This is a genomic window from Enterococcus sp. MMGLQ5-1 (assembly GCF_013155265.1).
Lineage (GTDB): Bacteria > Bacillota > Bacilli > Lactobacillales > Streptococcaceae > MMGLQ5-1.
Window position 1 is genome coordinate 224117 of sequence record NZ_JABJXU010000002.1, and the last position, 25344, is coordinate 249460.

General features: G+C 38.0%; 16 protein-coding genes and 1 riboswitch. All 16 genes read right to left on the reverse strand.

From position 1 onward, the window contains the following. Nucleotides 1-438: 438 nt before the first annotated feature. Nucleotides 439-1071: a class I SAM-dependent methyltransferase gene (locus tag HOY35_RS04030; protein ID WP_172210630.1), complete on the reverse strand. Its 633-nt coding sequence runs from the start codon at nt 1069-1071 to the stop codon at nt 439-441. 20 nt (nt 1072-1091) lie between these two features. Continuing rightward, nucleotides 1092-1604, reverse strand: coding sequence for a flavin reductase (locus tag HOY35_RS04035; protein WP_172210629.1), 513 nt, complete (start codon nt 1602-1604; stop codon nt 1092-1094). Nucleotides 1605-1793: 189 nt separating this feature from the next. Then, on the reverse strand, nt 1794-2489 hold the full coding sequence (gene thiE / locus HOY35_RS04040) for a thiamine phosphate synthase (protein WP_172210628.1): 696 nt from the start codon (nt 2487-2489) through the stop codon (nt 1794-1796). Next, entirely contained in the window at nt 2482-3324 is an 843-nt protein-coding gene (locus HOY35_RS04045) for a hydroxyethylthiazole kinase (protein WP_172210627.1), read from the reverse strand. Before HOY35_RS04045 ends, thiE begins: the two co-directional genes overlap by 8 nt. A 67-nt stretch (nt 3325-3391) precedes the next feature. Then, complete coding sequence (gene thiD, locus HOY35_RS04050) at nt 3392-4240, reverse strand: bifunctional hydroxymethylpyrimidine kinase/phosphomethylpyrimidine kinase (protein WP_172210626.1); 849 nt, start codon at nt 4238-4240, stop codon at nt 3392-3394. Further along, nucleotides 4230-4928, reverse strand: coding sequence for a thiaminase II (gene tenA / locus HOY35_RS04055; protein ID WP_172210625.1), 699 nt, complete (start codon nt 4926-4928; stop codon nt 4230-4232). Before tenA ends, thiD begins: the two co-directional genes overlap by 11 nt. 400 nt (nt 4929-5328) lie before the next feature. After that, a riboswitch (TPP riboswitch) is annotated at nt 5329-5419 on the reverse strand. 689 nt (nt 5420-6108) lie between these two features. Continuing rightward, nucleotides 6109-9768 (reverse strand): DNA-directed RNA polymerase subunit beta', encoded by a 3660-nt coding sequence (gene rpoC, locus HOY35_RS04060; protein ID WP_172210624.1) that lies wholly within the window; start codon nt 9766-9768, stop codon nt 6109-6111. A gap of 31 nt (nt 9769-9799) precedes the next feature. Next, a complete protein-coding gene (rpoB, locus tag HOY35_RS04065; protein ID WP_172210623.1) occupies nt 9800-13396 on the reverse strand; it encodes a DNA-directed RNA polymerase subunit beta in 3597 nt (1198 codons plus the stop codon). A 415-nt stretch (nt 13397-13811) separates the two neighbouring features. Beyond that, entirely contained in the window at nt 13812-15269 is a 1458-nt protein-coding gene (locus HOY35_RS04070) for a glycosyltransferase family 39 protein (RefSeq protein ID WP_172210622.1), read from the reverse strand. Nucleotides 15270-15404: 135 nt separating this feature from the next. Then, complete coding sequence (locus tag HOY35_RS04075) at nt 15405-18092, reverse strand: YfhO family protein (protein WP_172210621.1); 2688 nt, start codon at nt 18090-18092, stop codon at nt 15405-15407. Nucleotides 18093-18148: 56 nt separating this feature from the next. Continuing rightward, nucleotides 18149-19066: a hypothetical protein gene (locus HOY35_RS04080; RefSeq protein WP_172210620.1), complete on the reverse strand. Its 918-nt coding sequence runs from the start codon at nt 19064-19066 to the stop codon at nt 18149-18151. 128 nt (nt 19067-19194) lie between these two features. Beyond that, nucleotides 19195-20211, reverse strand: coding sequence for a peptidylprolyl isomerase (locus HOY35_RS04085; RefSeq protein ID WP_172210619.1), 1017 nt, complete (start codon nt 20209-20211; stop codon nt 19195-19197). Nucleotides 20212-20262: 51 nt separating this feature from the next. After that, nucleotides 20263-22638 carry a hypothetical protein gene (locus tag HOY35_RS04090; RefSeq protein ID WP_172210618.1) on the reverse strand — a complete coding sequence of 792 codons (2376 nt, stop codon included), beginning with the start codon at nt 22636-22638 and terminating at the stop codon, nt 20263-20265. A 72-nt stretch (nt 22639-22710) separates the two neighbouring features. Next, complete coding sequence (locus HOY35_RS04095; protein ID WP_172210617.1) at nt 22711-22875, reverse strand: hypothetical protein; 165 nt, start codon at nt 22873-22875, stop codon at nt 22711-22713. A gap of 197 nt (nt 22876-23072) precedes the next feature. Further along, nucleotides 23073-23336 (reverse strand): hypothetical protein, encoded by a 264-nt coding sequence (locus HOY35_RS04100; RefSeq protein WP_172210616.1) that lies wholly within the window; start codon nt 23334-23336, stop codon nt 23073-23075. A 45-nt stretch (nt 23337-23381) separates the two neighbouring features. After that, the gene (locus tag HOY35_RS04105; protein ID WP_213173245.1) at nt 23382-25040 is read right to left on the reverse strand and encodes a LysM peptidoglycan-binding domain-containing protein; all 1659 of its coding nucleotides are present in this window, start codon (nt 25038-25040) and stop codon (nt 23382-23384) included. Nucleotides 25041-25344 lie beyond the last annotated feature (304 nt).

A 25344-nucleotide genomic window follows, 5' to 3' on the forward strand; every position in this document is an offset into this window, starting at 1 on the left:
TTGATTCATTAAAACATGAACTAGTTACCGATGAATAATATATAAAAATAATCATGTGATAGATTTTCCATCTTTTAACCGCCTCAAAATTTTGTTATTTAATTGATTCATTAGCAAAATGCAATTTATTATTTTTTAAACCGTTTATGATATCGCATTTTTATCAAAAAGATAATTTTTGTCTATCAATAAGATGCTTGCTGAAAACAAAAAAACGATAACAAAAAGCTATCGTTTTAAAGTATTATTTTAATTTTTATTTATCTTGAAATGATAAAAAATCTTATTCTAAAATGAAATCTCCTTTATATTTGCAAAAGCATTTTCGCAATAGAGGCACACAAACTACAGCATTCTATGTAGTTTGGGCAAGCCAAAAGGGCAGTCGTCCGAAGACGGCTGCCTAATAATCTATTGATTATTTTAGTAAAATCAGTATCAGCTACTGGTCATCGTCGCAGACTGACCGTTTGAAATCAATTCGTAATATTGTACCTGAAAGAAGATCCGCTTTTTGATAATCTGCCAGCCAGCCTGATTTAAAAGTGATTTCAATTCCTTGACCGAATAAACCTTAACGTCACCCTCTTGATTATATTTATCAATATATTGGTTATACAAGTTCAGAAATATCGGAATATTAATTTCTGCAATAATAAGCCGCCCACCCTTGCGCAAAACTCGTCTGGCCTCTTCAAGGAAAACATCAGGCGCTGGAAAATGGTGAAAGCTAGCCGAACAAATCAAAACATTGAAAAAATCATCTGGGAATGGGAGCTTTAAAGCACTCCCCTGATAAAATTTGAATTGAGGATAATTTTTCCGAGCAATCTCGATAAATTGCTCAGAAATATCAATTCCATAGCCGTTAATAATTCGCTTTCGATTCAAAAATGCTAACAATCGTCCATTCGCACACCCGACATCTAACACCCGCTCACCAGAATTAATTGCTAGCTCATGTGTAATTAGCTTTTTAAATGGATAGCTAAATAGACCATCCATTGAATAATCAAAACGATCTGCGATCTTATTGTAGTACGCTTGACTTAACTTTTCATAATCTTTCATAAAATTACCTCACGATTCAACTATTCTTGAGTATAAACCGCTTCAATTTCAGCTACAAAAACTTCATGAAAATCATGCTCTGGATAATATTTTGTCGTTAAATCATCAAAAAGAAATGAGTCCGGCTCTAATTGATCGTGATATAGCTTCTTGACGATAAAAATGTAATTAGCCTCTTTAAAGCTAATTGTTTGCTCAATTTCAATTGGCTGCAAATTGGCTTCAGTAATTTTATCCGGCTTTTCACGTCCAGAAACCTTACCTAGATAATTTAAATCCTTTCGATGACTAGCGTCAAAAAAAGATAAGCTAAAATGAGTAAACTGATTAATAAATTCCTTAGTATAACGTTGTGGTCGAATATACACCGTCACGATATTCTTATGCCAGAGAACCCCCATCGTTCCCCAACTCGCAGTCATTGTATTACAATTTTTTATCGAATCACCAGCAGTTATCAAAAACCATTCCTTACCGATTTTTGTGAAAGGATTGAAATTCAATTGATCAATTTTAACCTTTTTTAAAGTCATTCAAGTATCCCCTTTTTCTATCTCCAAAAATATTATTAATAGATTTTCAATTAGCTTTAGCTTAAATTGAGGCGTCAACTAACTATTACTATCTTAACTTTATCCCACAAATTAAGCTATAGTTTTATCGTTTTTTTAATTAATTAAAAATTCATTAATTAATACTCTGGATGAATCAAAGATCAATATCTAAACAAGCTCACTACGATATTTCTGCCATAACTGAATCAAGCTTTGAGTGGTCAAGAAAATGTCTTCTGCTGTTGTAATGGCCGAAACAACAAACCAGCCTGCTACCTGAGTTTTTGCAAGTGCTTCAAGGTCTGCTTCTTTAATCCCACCACCCGCAACGAGCGGCAGCTCTGATTTTAATGCCAAGCTAGCAATCCCTTGTACACCTTGAACATAGCCATGTCCGCAGTCTATTTTTGTCGGTGTTGCATGAATTGGTCCTGCACCAATATAATCAATCGTCTTAATAAATTCTCGATTTGCAGCCAAAACTAAATCTAATGAATCACAGGTCAGTCCAATAATTGCCGCTTCGCCTAATAATTTTCGAGCAATTTTAGGTGAGATATCATCTTGTCCAATATGTATCCCATCAACCTGAGCACCAAGTTCCTTGGCAGCCAAAACGACATCAAGACGATCATTTATTACAAACTTAACTGATTTTTTATTCTCTTGATTAAATTGAGTCACGATTTGAGCAATTGCTACTGCTGATTCAATAAAATCACGTGTAGCTAAATGCTTTTCTCTCAGCTGTAAAAATGTAATACCGCCCTCTAGGGCGGCGCAGACAACATCAGATAGAGGACGCCCGAGGGTATTTTCTGAACCGATAATAAGATAGGCGGTTAAATCAAATGATTTAGGCATGCTTAGCCTCCGACTCATCAACATATTCTGTATAATCCAAGCTATTGAATAAATTTGACTTATGTGTCAGCTGATAAAGGCTATCAATAAATGCAACCTTAAAGCTTGCAGGACCCTTGGCAACTAAACGAGCTTCATTTTGTGCAAGATTATAAATCAAAGTTCCCGTTAATGCTGCTACCAAGGGGGATGTAACCGTTAAGTAGGCCGCACAAACACCTGCCAAAGAACAGCCAAAACCAGTCACCTTGGTTGCTAATGCATTTCCACCATTAATTCGGAAAATTTTAATACCATCAGTCACTAAATCAATCGCTCCTGAAACGGCAACAGCACCTCCTGTGTATTTCGCAATGGCAATGGCAGCTGATTTTGCGCTATCAACCGCATCAGCTGACTCAACACCTTTTGGTCCCTGACTGTTTTCATCACTTAATCCCCATAATTTGGCAACAGCAATAATTTCTGAAGCATTGCCACGAAATAATGCAGGCTTTGAATTTTTTAGCTGAATAATCAGCTCATCGCTTTTCATACCTAAACCAACTGCAACCGGATCGACACAGAGTGGCACATCAGCTGAAGCTCCTGCTTGAATTGCCTCTGGAATTGAAATCAGACGCTCATCTGATAAAGTCCCCATATTGATATAGGTTGCCCTAGAAAATTGCGTAAGTAAGGCTGAATCACCAGTAAATTCGGTCATTGCTGCTGCCGCACCGACAGCTAATTGGGCATTTGCGACAAAATCAACCGTAACACTATTAGTAATTGAATGAACCATTGGATTTTCCACACAGACTGCGGTGATTGCCTTTTGAACAGCATCATACATAAATAAGCCTCTTTCCATAAATAATTTTATCAACTTTTGAATCCATAACTAACCATTGCACCAAAACTTACCTTGAATCATGAAGGCATGCTTTACTCATTTCAACAATTTCTAAGTCAATAGCTGCCCAATGATTAGTTGGCCCATGATCATGACCGACTGAAATTGCTTGACTAATGGCTGCATAAATGAAAGCCTTAGCAATCTTAACGGCCATTTTAACTGGGGTTCCCTTAGCCAGCTCAGCAACGATGCATGAAGCAAAAGTATCGCCCGTCCCATGAGTTCGTAAAGTATCGATTCTAGGTGTCTGATACCACATTTCACTACCGTCAGCAAAAAGTACGAAATCAGAGGCTAACGAATCCTGACTGTGACCGCCCTTAATAATCACCTGATTAGCCCCTAGACGCTTTAAATCATAAGCCGCCTGAATTATTGCCTTTTCAGTATTTATTGAGTAACCAACTAATGCTTCCGCCTCAGGTATATTTGGCGTTACAAGTTCTGCAATCGGCAGCAAATCATTTTTAACCGCATCAATCGCCGATGGACTCAATAAACGACTACCACCCTTGGCAACCATCACTGGATCAACAACTAATGGTCCAAAATTAACCCTCTGATAATTTTCAACAACAGCTTGAACGATTTCAGCAGTTGCAAGCATCCCCGTTTTACAAGCGCCAAGCTCAAAATCGGCAGCCAACGCCTCAAATTGTTCAGTGATAAAACGAGGTGGTATCTCGTAGACACCTTTCACACCATATGTATTTTGGGCAGTTAGTGCCGTAATAATTGACATTCCGAAAACCTGACGTGCCTGAAAGGTTTTCAAATCGGCTTGAATACCTGCACCACCACCAGAATCAGAGCCAGCAATGGTCAGAGCCTGTGGCGTTTGATTAATCTCCATATTGAATCCCTACCTCCACTTGATTTAGCGAATCCCACTTTTCCTGCTGAATTGACATTTCCCAAAAATTATATTCATAAATACTGCTTTTGATAAAGGCTTGTTCAGCAGAAATCAAGCTAGCTTCACTGGCATTTTCAGCCAATTGATTAACTACTGAACAATAATCATTAATAAAATCCATCATTTCATCATCACCATAAGTATCCAGCCAGGACTGATAGATTGGTTCAGGGCTTTTTTTATTTTTAAAGCGTTGCCCTATTTCTGTATAAAGCCATGCACATGGTAAAAGGCTTGTTAAAACAGCTAGCTCATCTTGCTCAACAAATTGACGATAGATATGTGATACGTAAGCATAGTTTGTTGGCGCAATTTCCATCGCTTGTAGCTCGCTTGCTTTAATTTCTAAAGCTTCAAAGAACGATTCCCGGACACTTATTTCACCTGCCGCCAAGCTTTCATTACCTTCCAACATTAATTGTTTAACTGCTTTATCCTTTGTTTTCATCGCTAGTCGATAATGCGCCTTAGCGAAATGCGCTAAATAATAATGATCTTGAATTAAGTAAAAACGAAAAATATTTGGCTCCAGTGTACCATCAACGAGCTGTTGAATGAATGGATGCTTAAAGCTTTTTTCCCACCAATAATCGACACCCTTCCTTAAATCTTCAGTATATGACATTCAATCAATCCTCCAAAATTAATATTCATCGAATTATAGGCTCAACTAGATTTTACGCTAAAAATAATCCTATTCCTTTGCCAATAATCTAGCCTTAACGGCGTGAAATACTCAGTACAAGAAAAAATTATTTATGTGAGCAAACGCCATTAAAATTTTATTTAGTCTTATTATCAGCTGTGCAAGTGAGTTCTCTCAGCCTTTTAAATAATCTAGCTTCGAGTGCTTGACAACGCGCTCATGAGACATTCTTTTATCATCGATAAGTCAACTAAACCAATAAATTGCTAAGCAATTTTCCTGAAGCTTAGTGAGTTTAGCAATGACAAAAAGCCAGTACAGTTACTGTACTGGCGGCATGATTTAAGTATACTTTAAGAAAGCCTAGCCCTTGGCTAAACAATTTCAATTACTATACTCCCTTCGCTAGTTCTAACTAGATCAGGTTCAATGGGTATTATCTCAGCTATGTAGCACCCCAGACAGTCTATAATCAATGTGACTTCATCTTAACATAAAATTATTAAAAATGTTAGCATCTATTGCATAAAAAAAGCTATTCGATTAATTTTCTCTCCTTCATACAACTTTACTTTCTTGTATTTAGCGAATGATCAATCAGTCGAATAGCCTAATGATTAAGGAGTGCTTCAAATCCCCACCACTTTCAATAATATGTTCACCAAAGGATTTTTATAAACAACCTTGGTATTTACAGTCAAACAATTACTTTGACTGTTCGGGAATTCTTATACCCCTTACAATTTATATTATAGCACATTTTAAAATAAATGCAAGCGTTTTCATTAAAAATTTTAAAGTAACAAAAAGACCATCCAATAAGCTAATTTCATTCCGACGTGATTTTATTACTTACACGAATGATTAACCTATCAGATGGCTCTTTGTTGAACATAAGGCGTTCTTCAAATTCCCACCACTTTCTCTATCTTCTCTTCCATATCAGATATCGCTCCTGGATGTTACATCTGATATCTCTCGCAGCCACCTGCTTTAAGGTTTCTTCTAACTGCCTTTTTGTTTGGGAATCCTAACCCCTTACACTTTGTATTATAGCATATTCCAGTATAATTGCAAGCGTTTTCAAAAATGTTTTTTATTTCTTTAATATAAAAAAATACCTCTCACAATTACGCAAGAGGTATCTTCTATTTTAAAATTAAACTAAATCATCTGCTTCAAAATGACTCGCATAGTCCTGCACATCAGCAAGCTCTGCTTCAATATCCGAAATAGATGGGATTGTTTCTACTTTAGCTTCTGGCTCAATATTGCGATAGCGACGCATACCAGTACCAGCAGGAATAATCTTACCAATGATAACATTTTCCTTCAAGCCTAGTAAGTGATCCTTCTTACCTCGAATTGCGGCATCAGTCAAGACACGTGTTGTTTCTTGGAAGGATGCTGCTGATAAGAATGAATTCGTTTCAAGTGACGCCTTGGTAATACCAAGTAATACTGGACGTGCTGTTGCAGGTGTCACACCAGAAATCAAGGTTTCATGGTTAGCATCTGTAAAGTCAGAAATATCCATTAAGGTACCCGGTAGGATATCTGTATCACCTGGATCCATAACACGTACCTTGCGCAGCATTTGACGAACCATTACTTCGATATGCTTATCGCCGATTTCAACCCCTTGCATCCGGTAAACCTTTTGAACCTCTGCAAGTAAGTAATTTTCAACGGATAAGACATCACGAATTTCAAGCAAATGCTTAGGCTCAATTGACCCTTCGGTTAATGGCGTACCACGATGGATAAAGTCACCAACAGCCACCTTCATACGTGAAGTATAAGGCACAGTATAAGTTCTTTCATCTGTCTTACCCTTAACCGTCACTTCCTTAGTCCGAGTTGAAGCTTCTTCTGTAATATCCGTTACTTCACCAGTAACTTCAGTTACGACTGCTTCCCCTTTCGGATTACGCGCTTCAAAGATTTCTTGAATACGAGGTAAACCTTGAGTAATATCATCTCCGGCAACCCCACCTGTATGGAAGGTACGCATCGTTAACTGAGTACCCGGTTCACCAATTGATTGTGCAGCAATCGTACCAACTGTTTCGCCAACCTCAACCGCATCACCTGTTGCTAGGTTCATACCATAACAATGCTTACATACACCATGACGTGTATTACAAGTAAATACTGAACGAATGGTTACTTCTTCGATACCGGCATCAATAATATCCTTAGCGATTGCTTCAGTAATCAATTGATCAGCACCAATAATCACTTCATCTGTTTTTGGATCGATAACTGCCTTACGTGTATAACGACCAATTAAGCGTTCTTCAAGTGCTTCAATAATTTCATTACCATTTCTGATTGTCGAAATCACCAAGCCACGATCGGTGCCACAGTCATCCTCACGGATAATTACATCCTGTGCCACATCTACTAAACGACGGGTTAAGTAACCTGAATCGGCTGTCTTAAGGGCGGTATCGGTCATTCCTTTACGCGCACCATGAGTAGACAAGAACATTTCTAATACTGAAAGACCTTCACGGAAGTTTGAGATAATCGGTAATTCCATAATCCGACCATTTGGCGCTGCCATCAAACCACGCATACCAGCAAGCTGCGTAAAGTTGGAAATATTACCACGGGCTCCAGAGTCACTCATCATAAAGATAGGATTTTTGGCATCCATTGTGTCTAACAAGTTTTGTTGAATTTTATCCTTTGCATCATTCCATACGCCAATAACTGCCTCATAACGTTCATCATCGGTAATTAAACCACGACGGAATTGCTTAGAAATTTTTTCAACACGATCATGCGCAGCATCAATAATTTCATTTTTACGATTGGCGACAGAAATATCAGCAATCCCCACTGTCAAACCAGCGTGTGTTGAATGATGATAACCTAAGTCCTTCATTCTATCAAGCATTTCAGAAGTTTCGGTTGTCTTAAAGCGTTTGAATACTTCTGCAATGATATTTCCAAGATTTTTCTTCTTAAATGGTTGAACTAAAGGCTGTGCTTCGATAAATGTTTTAATGTCACCACCAGCTTCAACGAAGTATTTATCAGGTGTTTTATCCGTCAAATTACTGTCAGTTGGCTCATTTAAGTACGGAAACTCAGGTGGCATAATTTCATTGAAAATAATTTTACCGACAGTTGTCGTTAAAATCTTACCTTTTTGAGACTCTGTCCAAGGCTTGTCTAATTGCGTTGTTGAAATCCCAACACGTGTATGTAAATGAACATAGCCATTGCGCCAAGCGATAACTGCTTCGTCCATATTTCTAAAGACCATGCCTTCGCCTTCACGACCTTCTTCTTCCATTGTAAGATAATAGTTACCTAAAACCATATCCTGAGAAGGCGTTACAACTGGCTTACCATCCTTTGGATTTAAGATGTGTTCAGCAGCAAGCATTAAAATACGTGCTTCGGCTTGCGCTTCCTCTGAAAGCGGCACGTGAACAGCCATTTGGTCACCATCGAAATCGGCATTATAGGCTTCACAAACCAAAGGATGCAAACGAATCGCACGACCTTCGATTAGGATTGGCTCAAATGCTTGAATTCCAAGTCTATGCAAAGTAGGTGCTCGGTTAAGTAAAACTGGATGCTCTTTAATCACATCTTCTAAAACATCCCAGATATCATCATCTAAACGTTCAATTTTACGTTTTGCTGCTTTAATATTTTGGGCAAGATCACGTTCTACCAGCTCGTGCATCACAAAGGGCTTGAACAGCTCAATCGCCATTTCCTTTGGTAAACCACATTGATACATTTTAAGGCTTGGACCAACGACGATAACCGAACGACCAGAATAGTCAACCCGTTTACCAAGTAAGTTTTGACGGAAACGACCTTGCTTACCTTTTAGCATATGAGAAAGAGATTTCAAAGGTCGGTTACCCGGACCAGTTACTGGACGACCTCGACGACCATTATCAATCAAGGCATCTACGGCTTCCTGTAGCATCCGTTTTTCATTTTGAACAATGATACCAGGTGCATTTAAGTCTAATAAACGTTTCAAACGGTTATTACGGTTAATTACACGACGATATAAATCATTCAAATCACTTGTTGCAAAACGACCACCCTCAAGCTGTACCATTGGGCGCAAATCTGGTGGAATAACTGGAATCACATCCATCACCATCCAGCTTGGTGAATTACCAGATTTTCTAAAGGCATCTAAGATGTCTAAACGGCGAATAGCCTTCGTCCGCTTTTGACCCTGTGCAACCTTTAATTCTTCCTTTAGCTCTGCTACTTCTTTTTCAAGTTCTACATTGTCTAAAAGATCTTTGATGGCTTCTGCACCCATTTTAGCAACAAATGAGCCATAACCAAACTGCTGTAATTTTTCACGATAGTCACGCTCTGAAAGTAATTGCTTTCTTTCAAGACTCGTATCCTTTGGATCAATGACAACATATGAAGCAAAGTAGATGATTTCTTCCAAAGAACGTGGACTCATATCGAGTACAAGCCCCATTCTTGAAGGAATCCCTTTAAAATACCAAATATGTGTGACAGGTGCTGCTAGTTCAATATGCGCCATCCGTTCACGACGAACCTTTGAACGTGTTACTTCAACACCACAGCGATCACAAACAATACCTTTATAACGAATGCGTTTATATTTACCACAAGCACATTCCCAGTCCTTGGTTGGACCAAAGATACGCTCATCAAACAAACCTTCTTTTTCCGGTTTTAAAGTACGATAATTGATTGTTTCAGGCTTTTTCACTTCACCATAACTCCAGCTACGAACCTTCGTAGGAGAAGCCAATCCAATTTGCATACTCTCGAATTTATTCACATCGATCACTTAAGGATTTCCTCCATTCTTTATTCAATGATTACTCAGCAGTTTCAGATGATTCAGCAGGCTTGGCATTTTCAATCTGTGCTGCCTTTAAAGCCTCTTTACGTTTATGCTCTGATGCATATTTTTCAAGTGCATCAACTGTAATTAAATCATCATCATCATCACTCATATCACGTAGCTCAATTTCTTCGTTCTCATTGTTTAAGACACGCATATCAAGTCCTAATGATTGCAATTCCTTAACTAAAACACGGAAACTTTCAGGAACACCCGGCTGTGGAATCCGTTCGCCCTTAACAATTGCTTCATAAGTTTTAACACGACCAACCACGTCATCAGATTTATAAGTTAGAATTTCTTGTAAGATATAGGCAGCACCATATGCTTCTAATGCCCATACTTCCATTTCACCAAAACGTTGGCCACCAAATTGTGCTTTACCACCAAGTGGTTGTTGCGTTACTAATGAGTATGGTCCGATTGAACGTGCATGGAGCTTGTCATCAACCATGTGGTGTAGCTTCATATAGTACATGACACCGACTGACACTCGATTGTCAAAGGCTTCACCAGTCCGACCATCGTATAAAACAGTTTTCGCATCACTTGCCATACCCGCTTCTTTAACAGTTGACCAAACATCATCATCATTTGCACCATCAAAGACTGGTGTTGCGACATGAATCCCTAGACGGCGCGCAGCCATACCCAAATGTAATTCCAATACCTGACCAATATTCATCCGTGAAGGCACCCCTAAAGGATTCAGCATGATATCAACTGGCGTACCATCTGGTAAATATGGCATATCCTCGATTGGCAAGATTCGTGAAACTACCCCTTTATTACCATGACGACCGGCCATTTTATCACCGACATGAATCTTACGTTTTTGGACGATAAAGACACGGACAAGCATATTAATACCGGGTGCTAGCTCATCATTATCCTGACGGGTAAAGATTTTAACATCATGAACAATACCATCGGCACCATGTGGGACACGCAAGGAAGTATCACGTACTTCACGTGCCTTTTCACCAAAAATGGCGTGCAAGAGACGTTCTTCGGCTGATAATTCAGTCACACCCTTAGGTGTTACCTTACCAACTAATAAATCGCCTTCTTTGACCTCAGCACCAATCCGGATAATCCCCATTTCGTCGAGGTTTTTAAGGGCATCATCACCAATATTTGGAATATCGCGTGTGATTTCCTCTGGTCCTAATTTTGTATCACGAGCTTCTGATTCATATTCTTCAATATTAATTGAAGTATAGACATCATCCTTAACTAAGCGTTCACTCATAATAACGGCATCTTCATAGTTGTAGCCTTCCCAAGTCATGAAGGCAACTAATGGATTTTGACCAAGTGCTAGCTCGCCGTTTTCCATTGATGGTCCATCGGCTAAGACGTCACCTTTTTCTACGCGATCGCCCGGACGCACTAAGGTTAATTGATTATAAGAAGTCCCTGAATTTGAACGTCTGAATTTAGTAATTTTATAAACGTCCAAGCCTTGATCATCACGACGGATTCGAACTTCGGCTGCATCGGCATACTCAACCACACCATCTGCATTTGCAATTAAAGCAGCACCAGAGTCATGAGCCGCTTGATATTCAATCCCTGTTCCAACCAATGGCGCAACAGGCTTAATCAAAGGTACCGCTTGACGTTGCATGTTGGCACCCATCAATGCACGGTTTGAGTCATCATTTTCTAAGAATGGAATACAAGCCGTTGCCACAGCAACTACCTGCTTTGGTGAAACGTCCATATAGTCAACATTATCAATATTAACCTCGATATTATTACCTGTTGAACGTGCCATCACTACTTCATTCGCAAATTTCCAGTCCTCTGTAAGTGGCGAATTAGCTTGGGCAACAATATAGTGATCTTCCTCATCAGCGGTCAACCAGTCAATTGTTTTGGTCACTTCGCCAGTTTCACGATTAACCTTACGATATGGCGTTTCAATAAAGCCATATTGATTAATCTTGGCATAAGATGACAATGAGTTAATTAATCCAATATTTGGACCTTCCGGCGTTTCAATCGGACACATCCGACCATAGTGAGAATAATGCACGTCACGCACTTCATAGCCAGCACGATCACGAGTCAAACCACCAGGTCCTAAGGCAGAAAGACGACGCTTATGCGCTAATTCTGATAACGGATTATGCTGATCCATAAATTGTGATAATTGAGAAGAACCAAAGAATTCTTTAATTGAAGCCACAACAGGACGGATATTGATTAATTGCTGTGGTGCAATATTTTCGTTATCCTGAATTGACATTCTTTCACGAACAACACGCTCCATCCGTGATAAACCAATTCTAAATTGATTTTGTAATAGCTCACCAACTGAACGAATGCGACGATTACCTAAATGGTCAATATCATCCACTCTGCCGATACCTTCCATTAAGTTCAAGAAGTAGCTCATTGAAGCTAAAATATCTGCTGGGCGAAGTGTTCTGATTTCGTCACTTGGATAACCGTTACCAATCACATTGACAACTCTTTCAGGATCTTTTGGTGAAATAACCTTAAAGACCTGTACTTCCACTGGATCCGTCACCACAGCATCATTTTCATCTGGGTAATAAGTCACTTGATTTAAGCCATTATCAATCGCTTCAGAAATTTTCTCAATAATGTCGCGTGAGAATACGGTATTCGCTTCTACTAAAATTTCACCAGTTTCTGGATCAATCACAGGCTCAGCAGCAGTCAAGCCTAAAAGGCGAACCTTTAAATCTAATTTTTTATTTACTTTATAACGACCAACGGCAGCAAAGTCATAACGTTTTGGATCAAAGAAACGTGCATTTAAGAGTGTTCTTGAGGATTCAGCTGTTTTTGGCTCACCTGGACGAAGACGCTCATAAATATCCTTCAAGCCTTCAACGACACGTGAATCAGAAGCATTTTTATGTAAATCCTTGGCAATCGTATTTCTAAGTGATTCACTTTCACCTAAAATTTCGATGACTTCATCGTCACCACCAAAGCCTAAAGCACGAACCAAGGTTGATAAAGGAATCTTACGAGTACGGTCAATCCGGACATAAGAAATATCCTTGGCATCTGTTTCCATTTCCAACCATGCGCCACGGTTTGGAATGGTTGTTGAGCCAAAGCCTTCTTTACCATTTTTATCTAATTTACCATGGAAATAAACACCCGGTGAACGGACTAACTGTGATACGATAACGCGCTCGGCACCATTAATAATAAAGGTACCCATGTCTGTCATTAATGGAAAATCACCAAAAAAGACTTCTTGTGTTTTTAACTCACCAGTTTCATGATTGATTAGGCGTAGGGTTACAAAAAGTGGTGCTGAATAATTGGTATCCTTTGCACGCGCTTCTTCAACCGTATACTTTGGTTCCTTTAAATCATAACCAACATACTCTAAAGACATCGTATCAGCGAAATCAGAAATCGGTAAAACATCATTAAACATTTCCGCAATTCCCTTATCTAAGAACCATTGATACGAGTTGGTTTGAATTTCAATCAAATCAGGTAAATCTAAAACTTCACTAATTCTGGCAAAGCTACGTCTGGTACGGTGTTTCCCGAATTTAACGTCATGTCCTGTCAACAAAGTCACTCTCCTTAAAATGCAATATTACAAACGTTACAAAAATATTAAGTTTTGGTTACAAAGCTTAATTGATACTAGCCGAAGGCACAAAAAAAGACAACAGCAAACCTAATTTTAAATTTGCTCTTGTTCTTTTAATAGATGCTATGGACAATAGATCACAGCATCCGACCGACTAACTATGCTCAAATAGTATAACAGATTTATATGTGAAATACAAGAAAAGTCTGATAGTTATCTTATTTTACTGGATTAAAACAAATAAAATGCCAATTTTTCCGAGAAAAACTGGCATTTATGTATATAAGGGCGAATACTATGCGGTTTTCGGTTTATTTCTAAAATAATTTCAAATCTGCATCAGTCAATTTAACTTTTTTAAAGTATTTTGTTGATTAATAATATTTAATCATTATTCATAACCATATAAGTAACGAATGTAGTAATAATTTGAAGTTTTTGGCGTTCCATCTGCCTCTGTTCCCTCTAGGGGTGAAAAATAACGCCTTGCTCTCACTGGATAATCAACCACTAAATCATAATAATAGAATGCTGTGAAACTCAAATAACCAATCAATGCTAATAAAGTAATTATTTTAAAAAATACATTCTGGTGATTGTCAAACCAACTCATTAGCCTGACTGCACCACAAGCGATAAGGATTGGATAAAAAATCTGACTAGCACCGCTCCGTAGTGCATGCGGAAAAGGAGTACTCTCAGCAAGTGCTGCTGTCAAGTTGACAATTAAAATCAGCACTAAGGAAAATGAAAGTAGCATAAATTTATCTTGAAATTTTCGTTCCTGTATCATTTTCAAGTAGCTTAACAAACCAATAAGCAAAGGAATTAATAATCCAAGACCAATCATCCCAAATCTACCTGTTGAGTGCCTTAAAATACCATCTCCAGTCAAAAAAAGAAATGAAAAGTCATATAATCTAAGCAGCTGCTGTAAAAGGTGGATTAGAGAATCAAAAGCCAGCACTGATAACCCTCTTGTATCACCCACTAAAATAAAATGAAACAATGGCAGGCTTAGAAAGAATGGATAAAGGCAGAGAATAACCAGGCTACTTACATTGATTTTAGTAGAGAATAGCAGTGCTGCTAAAAAGAACAGATATGCGACAATCGCAACTAATAGCGCACCATTATAGGTATACGCTGCTAAGATTACACCAGTTGGTATCAAAAATAAATTAATCGAATAACGCAAGTCCTTTTTTGAAACGCTTGTTAAGGCATAGCTTAAGCCTAGAAAGGAAATAGAGAAGTAAAAAGGTACAAATGTATTATCCCAAATCATATTGCCCTGCTGAATGCTCCAAGGCAAGCTTAGCCCGGCTAGACAATAAAAAAATGCAAGCTGTCTACTAAATAGCCGCCGTATAGACAAACCAGTTAGCAAAATACCAATAATAGTCATTAGCTGTGATAACAACCGTAGCTTTAAAATTGAGAAGCCAAACAGTTTAATCCAAAGTGCCGCCATATAAAAATAAGTTCCTTTAGCAAACCCTTGATCTGTTTTAATAAACATAACAGGTAGCCCTAGCGTCCTATTAAAAAAATCATAAAATGCACCAGCTAAGGGTCGCTGACTATCCAAAGCAATCAGCTTAGCTAGTCCGCATCGCGTTGCTTCATCAATATATATATGATTCTTCATGCTAATAACAGAAAAAAGACGCGCAATAATCAGCAATGCCAGCAAAATGACCGGCAGATAGACTTTTGTCCTGTCCTGTCCTGTCCTGTCCTGTCCTGTCCTGTCCTGTCCTGTCCTGTCCTGTCCTGTCCTGTCCTGTCCTGTCCTGTCCTGTCCTGTCCTGTCCTGTCCTGTCCTGTCCTGTCCTGTCCTGTCCATGGTAAATTCATAGCCCGTCCCTTTCAACTTTTTTATCAACTTTTTTAAAAATAATTTTATGCAAATTATCAAATCTTAGCAGACTAAAATGCTGCAACCTACGGTCAAGCACAAATCGCTTGACTTAGCATTTTATTAGCCACCTTTGCATCTACGTCTCATCACCCAGATATAGATTACAAAACCAGACAAACCAAAAATGGCACAGACAACACCGACCTTGAAACCATAAGGTGTATAAACCAGCTTAATATCGTGTCTGCCATCGGGTAATTCAAGTGTAATAACTGCATCCTCAAAGGCAATAATATCAGCTTTTTCACCATCAATATAAGCCCGCCAGCCTCTATCATAAGGAATCGTGGTAAAGAGCACCTGACTATCAGTAGCATTATATGTACCAGTTACCACGCGACCGTCAACCTTTAAATCAACAGCCTTCTCTCGAATTTTTTTCGTATCTGCTGTTACGTTTTTTTCATCAATCAATACCAGCATTGGTTGGTCAATTCGCAAGGGTTGATTATTTTTGGTAATCACCATTCCTACCTCAACCTGCCAAGCTAGCTCTGTATCATTATAACCAACCGGATAAAAGTATCCCGTTTCAGAAGCTAAGCTTGAAAAGCCCACCTGAAGCCCATTTACTAGAAACTGGAGATTGGTAAGCATTTCACCACCTATAACTGCTCTATCAAGTGGGTGAAAATAAAAATAGGCTTGATAGCCAGAGGGAATTTCTGCTTGCCAGCTAATCTTTTTTTCAACATTAGACACAGTTGGCGTAATGATTGTTTCACCTAATGGATTAGTTGAGACAATCACATTGTTTTGTGACTTCAGGCTGACTGGCTCAGTGTGAAAATAACTAGAATCACTAGCTGCTAACTGATGATAAATTTTTGAAATATTTTCCGAATATTCACCAGCCGATAGCTTGAGTAAATAAACCGACCGATCGGTAAGCATTCCTAAAGGTAAGGCGAGCTGATTTTGATAAGCGAGATAGCCTGTGACCTCATCTTTGGCTACTATCGTTAAACCAAACGTGTTTCTTAGCGGTTGAAAGATATAGCGGTTGGCAAACAGATTGTCTGACAATAATAGACCATTATCCATACTCAGGCTAGTCCCTTTAAAACCGTCAATCATTTGATGACTCATATAACCGAGCTGACTTGCAAATTCAACAAACGCTTGATTTTTAATCGAACAATAGCTTGTCAGACTAGAAAAGCTATAGAGTGCGCCAGCAGAAAATAAATTATTGCCCTTAACACGCGAAAATAAATCATTCTCTTTGACTACTTTAGCCTTCAAAGCTTGACTAGATTTCAAATGCGGCATATAGATACTGCGACGCCAATAATCATAAACATACGAGGATGCCTCATTATTTGAACCGCCTCCACCTTCAGTTAAATAAACATTGGCATTATAGCCTAAATCAATAGCTACGAGTAAGGTAAAAATCAATTGAGCTAACTGATAAAAGCGTTGCTGCTTTGAACGCTGAAGATACCTGTAGATAACAAGCCAAGAGACAAATAGCACTACAAGCATTCCAGCAAAGCCAAAGGCAGCTGCCGGATAAAAGCTTGGCTTAGGATTAAAAAAATAAGCTAAGCCAAACAGCGCAATAAAACAGCCGATTGGATAGAATAGTCGCTTTTCAGGCTGAATAAGCCAATAGCCAAGGCCACGTGCTGCTTGATAAATCATGCAAAAAATCAGTAAGTAGCTATAACGAAACGGCAAGCCTGTCGGTGTTTCACCTGCCATCCAAATTAAATTGAGCGGCTGAAGATAGAAGCTCGAAATTAGAAAAAGAATTAGCATAGAAAAACCGATTTTTTCATGCTTTGATATCTCCTTTTGTAAAAAAAAGAGCGGTAACGTAAGCAAAACAATGAGACCTGAAAACAAATATGGAGCCGTTTTATATAATTCTGAACTGTCGCCATCAAAAAATCCCGGTAAGGCTTTGATCAATAGCTCCAAAGGATTCCCCAAGCCTGTCCACAGACTTGAAGCCTTAGAATTAGCAACAAGGTTATGAAAAACATCCAGAACACTGGGCAAGACGATAAACAAAGAAGCCAAGCCACTGGCTAAGGCGGTTACTGAATATGCTAGAATTAAACTCTTTTTAGGTGTCTGCGTTTTTAGCGCAATCAGCTTGATAATAAAGTAGAATAATGAAAAAATACCCAGCATATAGCCCATATAATAATTGGTGATAAATGCTAAGGCATAGCTGAAAAATAAAAAATATGGCTTTTTACCTCGCAAAAGCCATTCAATCCCTAAAAGAATCAATGGCAGAAAAATCTGCGCTTCTTGCCAAGGTAAAATTGACTTGCCATAATAAAGCGTAAACCCATTCATAGCCCAGCACCATGAGAGTGCAAGCTGAAAAACAAGTGGCAGCTTAAAGGTCGTTCGCGCATAAAAGTAAAAGACTAAGCCGGTTAAGCCAATTTTGAGAATATAAGAATAAAGCATCATATCAGGTAAGCTATCAGGCGTTGCAAAGTAGCTTAAAAGTGGAAAAATACCACCAGCATAATAGGCAATCACTGAATAAAAATTCAGGCCACCAGCAAGCGACCACGTCCAAAACAAGCTATCCTTGCCATGTAAGGCACTAGAAAGGTTTGCATAGAAAGGGTAGTACTGCTGTGCTAAATCACCATAGATAAATAGTCTATCCGATCCCCAATAGATTCCCAGTCGAAAAAAAATAATTAAAACCAAAAGTAAGGGTACGAGAAAGGCTAGGATTGCACCTAGCCATAAAGCTTGCCCTTTACTTAATCTCAATCTGGTCAACGCCCACCCCTTCTTTCAACTGATAGTTTCCAATAACAGTGTTTAAATCATTGGCTTTTTTTTTCAAGCTGTAAGCTATTTTCATAGTCTGAAAGGGCACCTTCATCTAGCTCTAGGCGATGAAAAATATACAAGCCCGAATCAAATGTCTTCAGCTCAGAAACTTGATTGATTGAGAGCTCAAAAATGGTCTCACTTAGCACATTATCCGTTGTTTTCAGCTGATAGCTTACACCCTGACCAGCTTCACTTTTATCCTCACTATCTGAGACGATGTACTCCGCAAAAGATTTTTCAGCCTCATTGTCAATGATGACCTGTGCCGTTGCCTCCTTGGCCTGTCTTTGCTGTGCATCGATTGGCTGTCCATTGTCATCGGTCAAAGCAAAATATATATACTCATATTTTGCATAGTTATCACTGTAAAAGGTCTCCGCAGCTTGCTTTTCCTCTGGGGTCATTGCTCGCTTGCCATCAGCTGAAAGATAAACCTGATTGGTTAATATATCCGCTAGCACAATCACCTCGATATATTCATCAACTGCCCTTTCCGTTATATTTTGCTCAGTTAAAAGCTTTTGAAAAGCTTTTTGTCCGCCAAGCGCCTTGATAAAAGTCTTTTTACGATTGGCCGCCTGCTCTTTATCATTTTTCACTTGATACTGATTCGCAAGCTGACGAATTGCAGTCAGTGTTTTAAGACCCTGCACGACATCGGCTGATAACACTACTTCGTAAGTTGCACCATTCGCTTCCTGATTTAGCTCATCCTTGGTTAAAAATTTAGTCGTATTAAATAATGCCTTGCGACTTAAATAGCGCTGAAAATTATAATCCGCAAGCTTGTAGCTTTGATCACTAATCGTGTAAACGACTGCCTGATTATCCTTTTGACTTTTATTAGTGAAGAAAAAATAACCACCGATAGCTAAAATAAAAACACTTAGACTGACAATCGCAATCATTTTTTTTGCTTGGAAAATCTTGGTGTTGGCGGCTCACCCTCCCTTTTAATTCTTTTTTCCTTACGACTTTCATCTTTTAATTTTTGATGTTCTAACATACCCTGTACTCCCTTTTTAAATAAGAATATTTATTTTACCTCGATTTTTCGATACCCCTTGCCATGATGAACATTCAAGGTATCCACAATCGCCTTCATCTCATCAGTCAGCTTTTTTTGACGTAATGTTTCCAAATAGGTTTGATAATATGCCTCATCTAAGGTTAGGCGATTAATAATCACTATACCGCTACCCAAAGTAATTGGAGATGAAATTTGGTTTGGCTCTGTAGCAAATACCGCTTGACTTAAAGTATCGGACGAACCAGCATTTTCCAAATAAATTGGATTACCTGCGTTTTCATAATCTTCAGTTTTCTCTTTGGCAAGCGTTTGAAAATTTTCGATTGTTAATTGACTAGCAAGTTCCTCTGCTAGTACACTCTTAGCTTCGAGTTCACTAGCAGAAAGCGCCTCCCCAGAGTCATCAGTCAACTTGAATAGAATGTAACTAATTTTGGCAATATTTTTTGGATAGGATTTTGCCGCATCTGCTAATTCAGCTTCTGACAAATCTGCTGTCTTACCTGCACTAAAAACTTTCTCTTTAATTTTTTGATATAAAATATCGGATTGATAGTATTGAGTCAACGTTTGATTGTCAGTTTCGTTATCTTTTAAAAATTTTTTATATTTTGTATTACCACCAACTTGTTTAATAAAAGCATCACGATTCATAATCGCGCTTTTTTTATCCCCTTCTGTCAAGATAATTTTGTATTTCGAAGCAAGTAATCTCACTGCTGTTTGAACCTTTAAATTCTGCTCAATTTTATCCTCAATCAAAATGCGGACTGACGTTTGACCATCAGGTCTCGCCTCAAGTTCAGCAATTGAAAGGTTTGTTGTCTTATTGACGACCTCACTTCTTGCTAAATAGCGTTGAAAATTAAAGTCTTTTAAACTATATTGGTCTTCATCAATCTGATAGACTGTTGGACTGCCACCGAAAATCAACATAATGACTACTACTCCAGTGATAAGAATTAACATTAGAGTAGAAATAGTAATTAATCGTTTTTTTCTAGTGTTAAAATATTTTTTCAAAGATTTCTCCTTATTCATGAAGCCTATATATTAAAAATATTTATACTAATATTAAGAAGATGGTGGTGTAACTTCCGTTAGATTATATTTAACGACAAATTTCAAACCACTTACAAGGTTGCCTGTTGTCGTAATCTGAGTTGCTCCATCAGCATTGAGCTGACCAATTAAAGCATTGACTGCAGCATAAACATCAGTCTTAGTAGCATAGCCATAGGTGTTGGTAGAAAGTGCTGTTGTTAAACTGTTAATACTGTTAGTATTGGTATTGATATCATTCTGTACAGTTGTAAGAGCACTGTTAGTGCTACTCTGTGCAGTTTCAAGAGCAGTGTTGGTATTAATGTTGATAATGTTCTGTGCAGTTTCAAGAGCACCGTTGGTATTAGTGTTGATAGTATTCTGTGCAGTTGTAAGCGCAGAAGAAAGACTAATGATTCCACTATTTGCCGTATTAACGTTAGCATATAAGGTACTAACGTTAGACTTAGTTAAGTTTTTAGCATTTAAAGCGGCCTGAGCTTGTATGCTTAGATTGGCACTGATGGAAGACTGACTACCTCTTAATTCCGTAAGAATACTACTTAAACTAGCATTTGTATTATCATTGACCTTGGTAATACCTGTATTCGTATTATCATTGACCTTGGTAATACCTGTATTCGTATTATCATTGACCTTGGTAATACCTGCATTTGTATTATCATTGACCTTGGTAATACCTGTATTCGTATTATCATTGACCTTGGTAATACCTGCATTTGTATTATCATTGACCTTGGTAATACCCGCATTCGTATTATCATTGACCTTGGTAATACCTGTATTCGTATTATCATTGACCTTGGTAATACCTGCATTTGTATTATCATTGACCTTGGTAATACCCGCATTCGTATTCGTGTTAACCGAGTTCACAGTACTGTCCGCTTGCGTATTGGTATTCGTATTAACTGAGGCAACACCGTCATTCGTATTCGTGTTTACTGAGTTCACAGTCGAGTTAGCTTGCGTATTGGTGTTCGTATTTACCGAGACAACACCGTCATTGGTATTCGTGTTGATATCGCCCGCACGACCGTTGACATTGCCATTAATCGAGGCAACACCATCATTCGTATTGCCATTGATTATCTCACCAACCGAATTCGTATTCGTATTAACTGAGACAACACCATCATTCGTATTGCCATTGATTATCTCACCAACCGAATTGGTGTTCGTATTAACTGAGACAACACCGGCATTCGTATTTGTGTTGATATCGCCTGCACGACCGTTGACATTGCCATTAATAGAATCAACACCGTCATTCGTATTCGTGTTAACCGAGTTCACAGTCGAGTTAGCTTGCGTATTGGTATTCGTGTTAACTGAATCAACACCGTTATTCGTATTTGTGTTTACTGAGTTCACAGTCGAGTTGGCTTGCGTATTGGTATTTGCATTTACTGAGACAACACCGTCATTCGTATTCGTATTTACTGAATCAACACCAGCATTCGTATTGCCATTGATTATCTCACCAACCACATTGGTGTTCATGTTGATATCACCTGCACGACCGTTGACGTTTTCGTTAACTGCACCGATACCTAAATTTGTATTGCTGTTGATATCATTTGCTCGACTATTAGTATTTCTATTTATAATTCTAGCTGCAGTAGCTACCGTCAAATCGGTATTATTATTAATACTGGAAACCGCTGTCGCAACCTGCTGATTTGTATTCTGATTTACTGCAAGCCTTGCAGCTTCAGCCTGTGTATTGACATTCTCGTTAACCTCAACGACTGACTGTCCTAGCTGAGCTGCTAAAGTTTCAATTCCTTGTTCTGTGGTCGATTGTAATTTTTCAACATCGGCATCAATTTCCGCCAAACCATAATCACTATTCGTCAGATAGCCAGAAAGAGTTGTTAAAAGCCGATTCGTATCATTCTGAACTGCCTGCTTAAGCTGAGCAATTTCATCTGTAATCGTCTGACGCGTTGTCACATCAGTAGTCGTTAAATGCCTTTCAACCGTTTCAAGATTGCTGATTACCTGATCATTGTTCGTCACAATATATTCACGAATTGTACCAATCTTTTCAATAATTTTAGTGCTTTGTCTCTTATAATTTGTTGCAGCTGATTCGTCATTTGAAACATCTGATTCAACAGCAGCACTTGTCTCAATGGCATCCTTTTCTGTAGTCTTTAAAGCTTTAAGCGCTTTTTTAATTTCAGTAAAATTATTTTTTGCATCTTTTTTAAATTGTGTCAATAAAGTTTTTTGTTGTTTAGCATCCTTTTTTAAAGCAGACAGACTCTTTGTAACCTCTTTATTTAGCGTCTGATTACTCTGAGAACAGGCTGCTAATGAAAATATAAGTGCACCGCTCGCCAGACTTATTCCCAATTTTTTCATTTTTCGATTGCTCATAATAAATCCCCTTTTCTTTTGTAAATTAAGTGTTCGCAAAAATGTTAACCATCATATTGACTCTCAACTCAATTAAGTATCATTAATCTCTTGATTAAAGCAATCTTGCTCTGCTCTGGCTCTTGGTAGATCTCTATGCGCTGAAGCGCGTAGAGGCATACCAAACGCAGCCACATTTCCAAGGCGATAAAAGCGCCGAGAGCTAAGGACTGTGCTGTGCTCCATGATTATAGTCATTTTATCCTCCAATGCAATTAAAAATTATAAAAATATAAATTAAACACTCTGATATCTCATTTAATTAAAATACTTTAATTTATTTTTAACATAAAAGATGATAGATTTCAAGAATTAGTTCATTTTTCAGCAATTATGCGTTTTTAAAATTAAAAAAAAGACAAAACACCCTCTTTAATCTAATTTTTTTACTATAATTAATCAGCTACTTGTTCCCACTCTTTATAAAAAGCATCGTTCGCTGCCCATTTCTCAAATAATTTGGCAATTTTTCTGAAAATGCTTAATAAATCTCCAGTTTCATTGCGAAAGCCATCAAAACCGACTATTTTTTTAACCAAAAAAAGATCTGCATAGTATCTATGCAAATCTTTAATTTTTACATCATTATAATTCCAGTTTGCCAATAACCATAATTTTAAATTATTTATTAGCTTTAGAACATTTTCTAATTGCTTCATACCTTAATATTTTTTAATGATTTAAAATATTGCTTAAAGGGAAAGCTAGCTTGGTAAGCTCTCATGCAATAGGGATATGCTTTTAGCAGAAGCTGTATACACCACGTTGCCCTCACGCCACGATACAGCATAGCGACTCGCGTCATCCTTCGTTAAATTAATTTTAATAAGAACATCAGAACGAAGCGTTTGATTAATTATAGCTTTTAGCTCTATTGCTTTCGTCTTTAGCTCACTCTCAAATATGGCAACCGAATCAGTCTTGCTATGATTAATAATATTTACGCTTATTTCGGTCTCGAAAAAGCTCAGATTGCTTAATTTTTTTCCTTTGCTCAAAAATACCGTACTACCGTCTGCGAGTGTCTTAGGTTTCCCATCAGTAGCCTTCAGCTGATTGGCAATTGCAGCAATTTCACTATCTGAATAGGTGCGCTTTTGTAAGGAAGACTGCCATTGTCCCTGTGAGTAATAATCAATTTGATATTGATTTAAATCACCGCTAATTTGATAATCAAAGCCTTCAAGTGAAGGTAAATTAAAAATTTCGCCAACATATTCTGTCTCAAGTGCAAGCTGATTTTCTCGTATCTTTTGCTCATTTTGGAGGCCTAGATCAGCAGGCCTAATGATTAATTGATTGCCCGCGTAAATTAAGCTATCAGTTAGCTGATTCCAGCTCATTAAATCTGCCAGCTCAAGCTGGTGGGTCAAAGCAATCTCATAAAGGGTATCGCCAGCAGCTATTGTATACTTTTGCTCAGCTGCAGCAATTTTTTCAGCCTCAGTAACTAATAACCGCTGTATCACGTCGACAACCAGTCTTTGATCTGGATAAATGGTCATATCATCAGGCAAATTATTCCAATCCATTAGCTCAGAAACGCTTACCTGAAACATTTGCGCAATTGAATCTAGTGTATCATTAGCCTGAACAGCGTAGATTTTACTGGAATATTGAACTGGGACATGATTGATCGTACCAATACCTTCTGATATACTGCTAATCCCAGCACTTAATCCACTTGCATTATCAAAGCGAGTTAAATCAAATAGCTCAATAATTGAATTAAGCGTTTGTGCATAGGTCAGGCTCGTCGCATAGCGCCCGGTTAAAAAGGCAGTCGCCTCAGCGTAATTTAAAGCAAAGCTTTTTCTAGCGCCTTGATAAAATTCTGTTGACAATATGTCTGTATAGTCCGCCATTGACTCAACAAAGCTTGGATAACTTCTGAAATCAGCATTAATTAACGTATAGCTGCCATCTGCTGCCTGCTCCTGCGTTAACATATTTATTGAATGCCCCTCAAAGCTACCTTTAATCCCGAATAGATTATAGTACGGTGCTTGTGACAGTTCGCTTTTACCACCACCACTTTCAATAAATGCCTGTGCCAGCATGACCGATGCGTATAAATCATTTTCTATAGCAAAGCTTGTAGCTAATGGCGCAATTGAATCAATAAAATCATTGCCAGTCTTAATGGTTGCAATATCCACAGCTTCATTTTGAGCTAATATTTGCTCATTTTCTTCAGCCCGTATTATTTTACTAGCTGACATCGTGCTTGCTAAAACCGTGATGGCAGAAAGTGAAGCAATGCCGCAGAGCTTAGCTCGCCTTGCTCTTTGCTTACGCAAACGCTGCTCTCGTTGCTGTCTTAAAATCCTTCGTCTGATAAATTGATTTTTTTTTGCCATCATTACGCCCCTTTATTAATATATCCATGATTACCATTATTTTCTTTCACATTAATCATATTTTAAACTAAAAATTAATAAATTCCAAGTATTCTATAATATTAACCTCATTTATATTTAATTATTGGATTTTATGCATTTAAAATACAACTAAATAATTGCGAAGATATCGTTACTTATTATTACGAAATTTTCTCATAAATAGTCACGAATAAATTCAACAGATTGAACTTTATGCAGATTTCCCAATCTTTCTATGAAACATCGGGTTATCTGCAGCAAACAAAAAATCGCAGACCGAAATGGT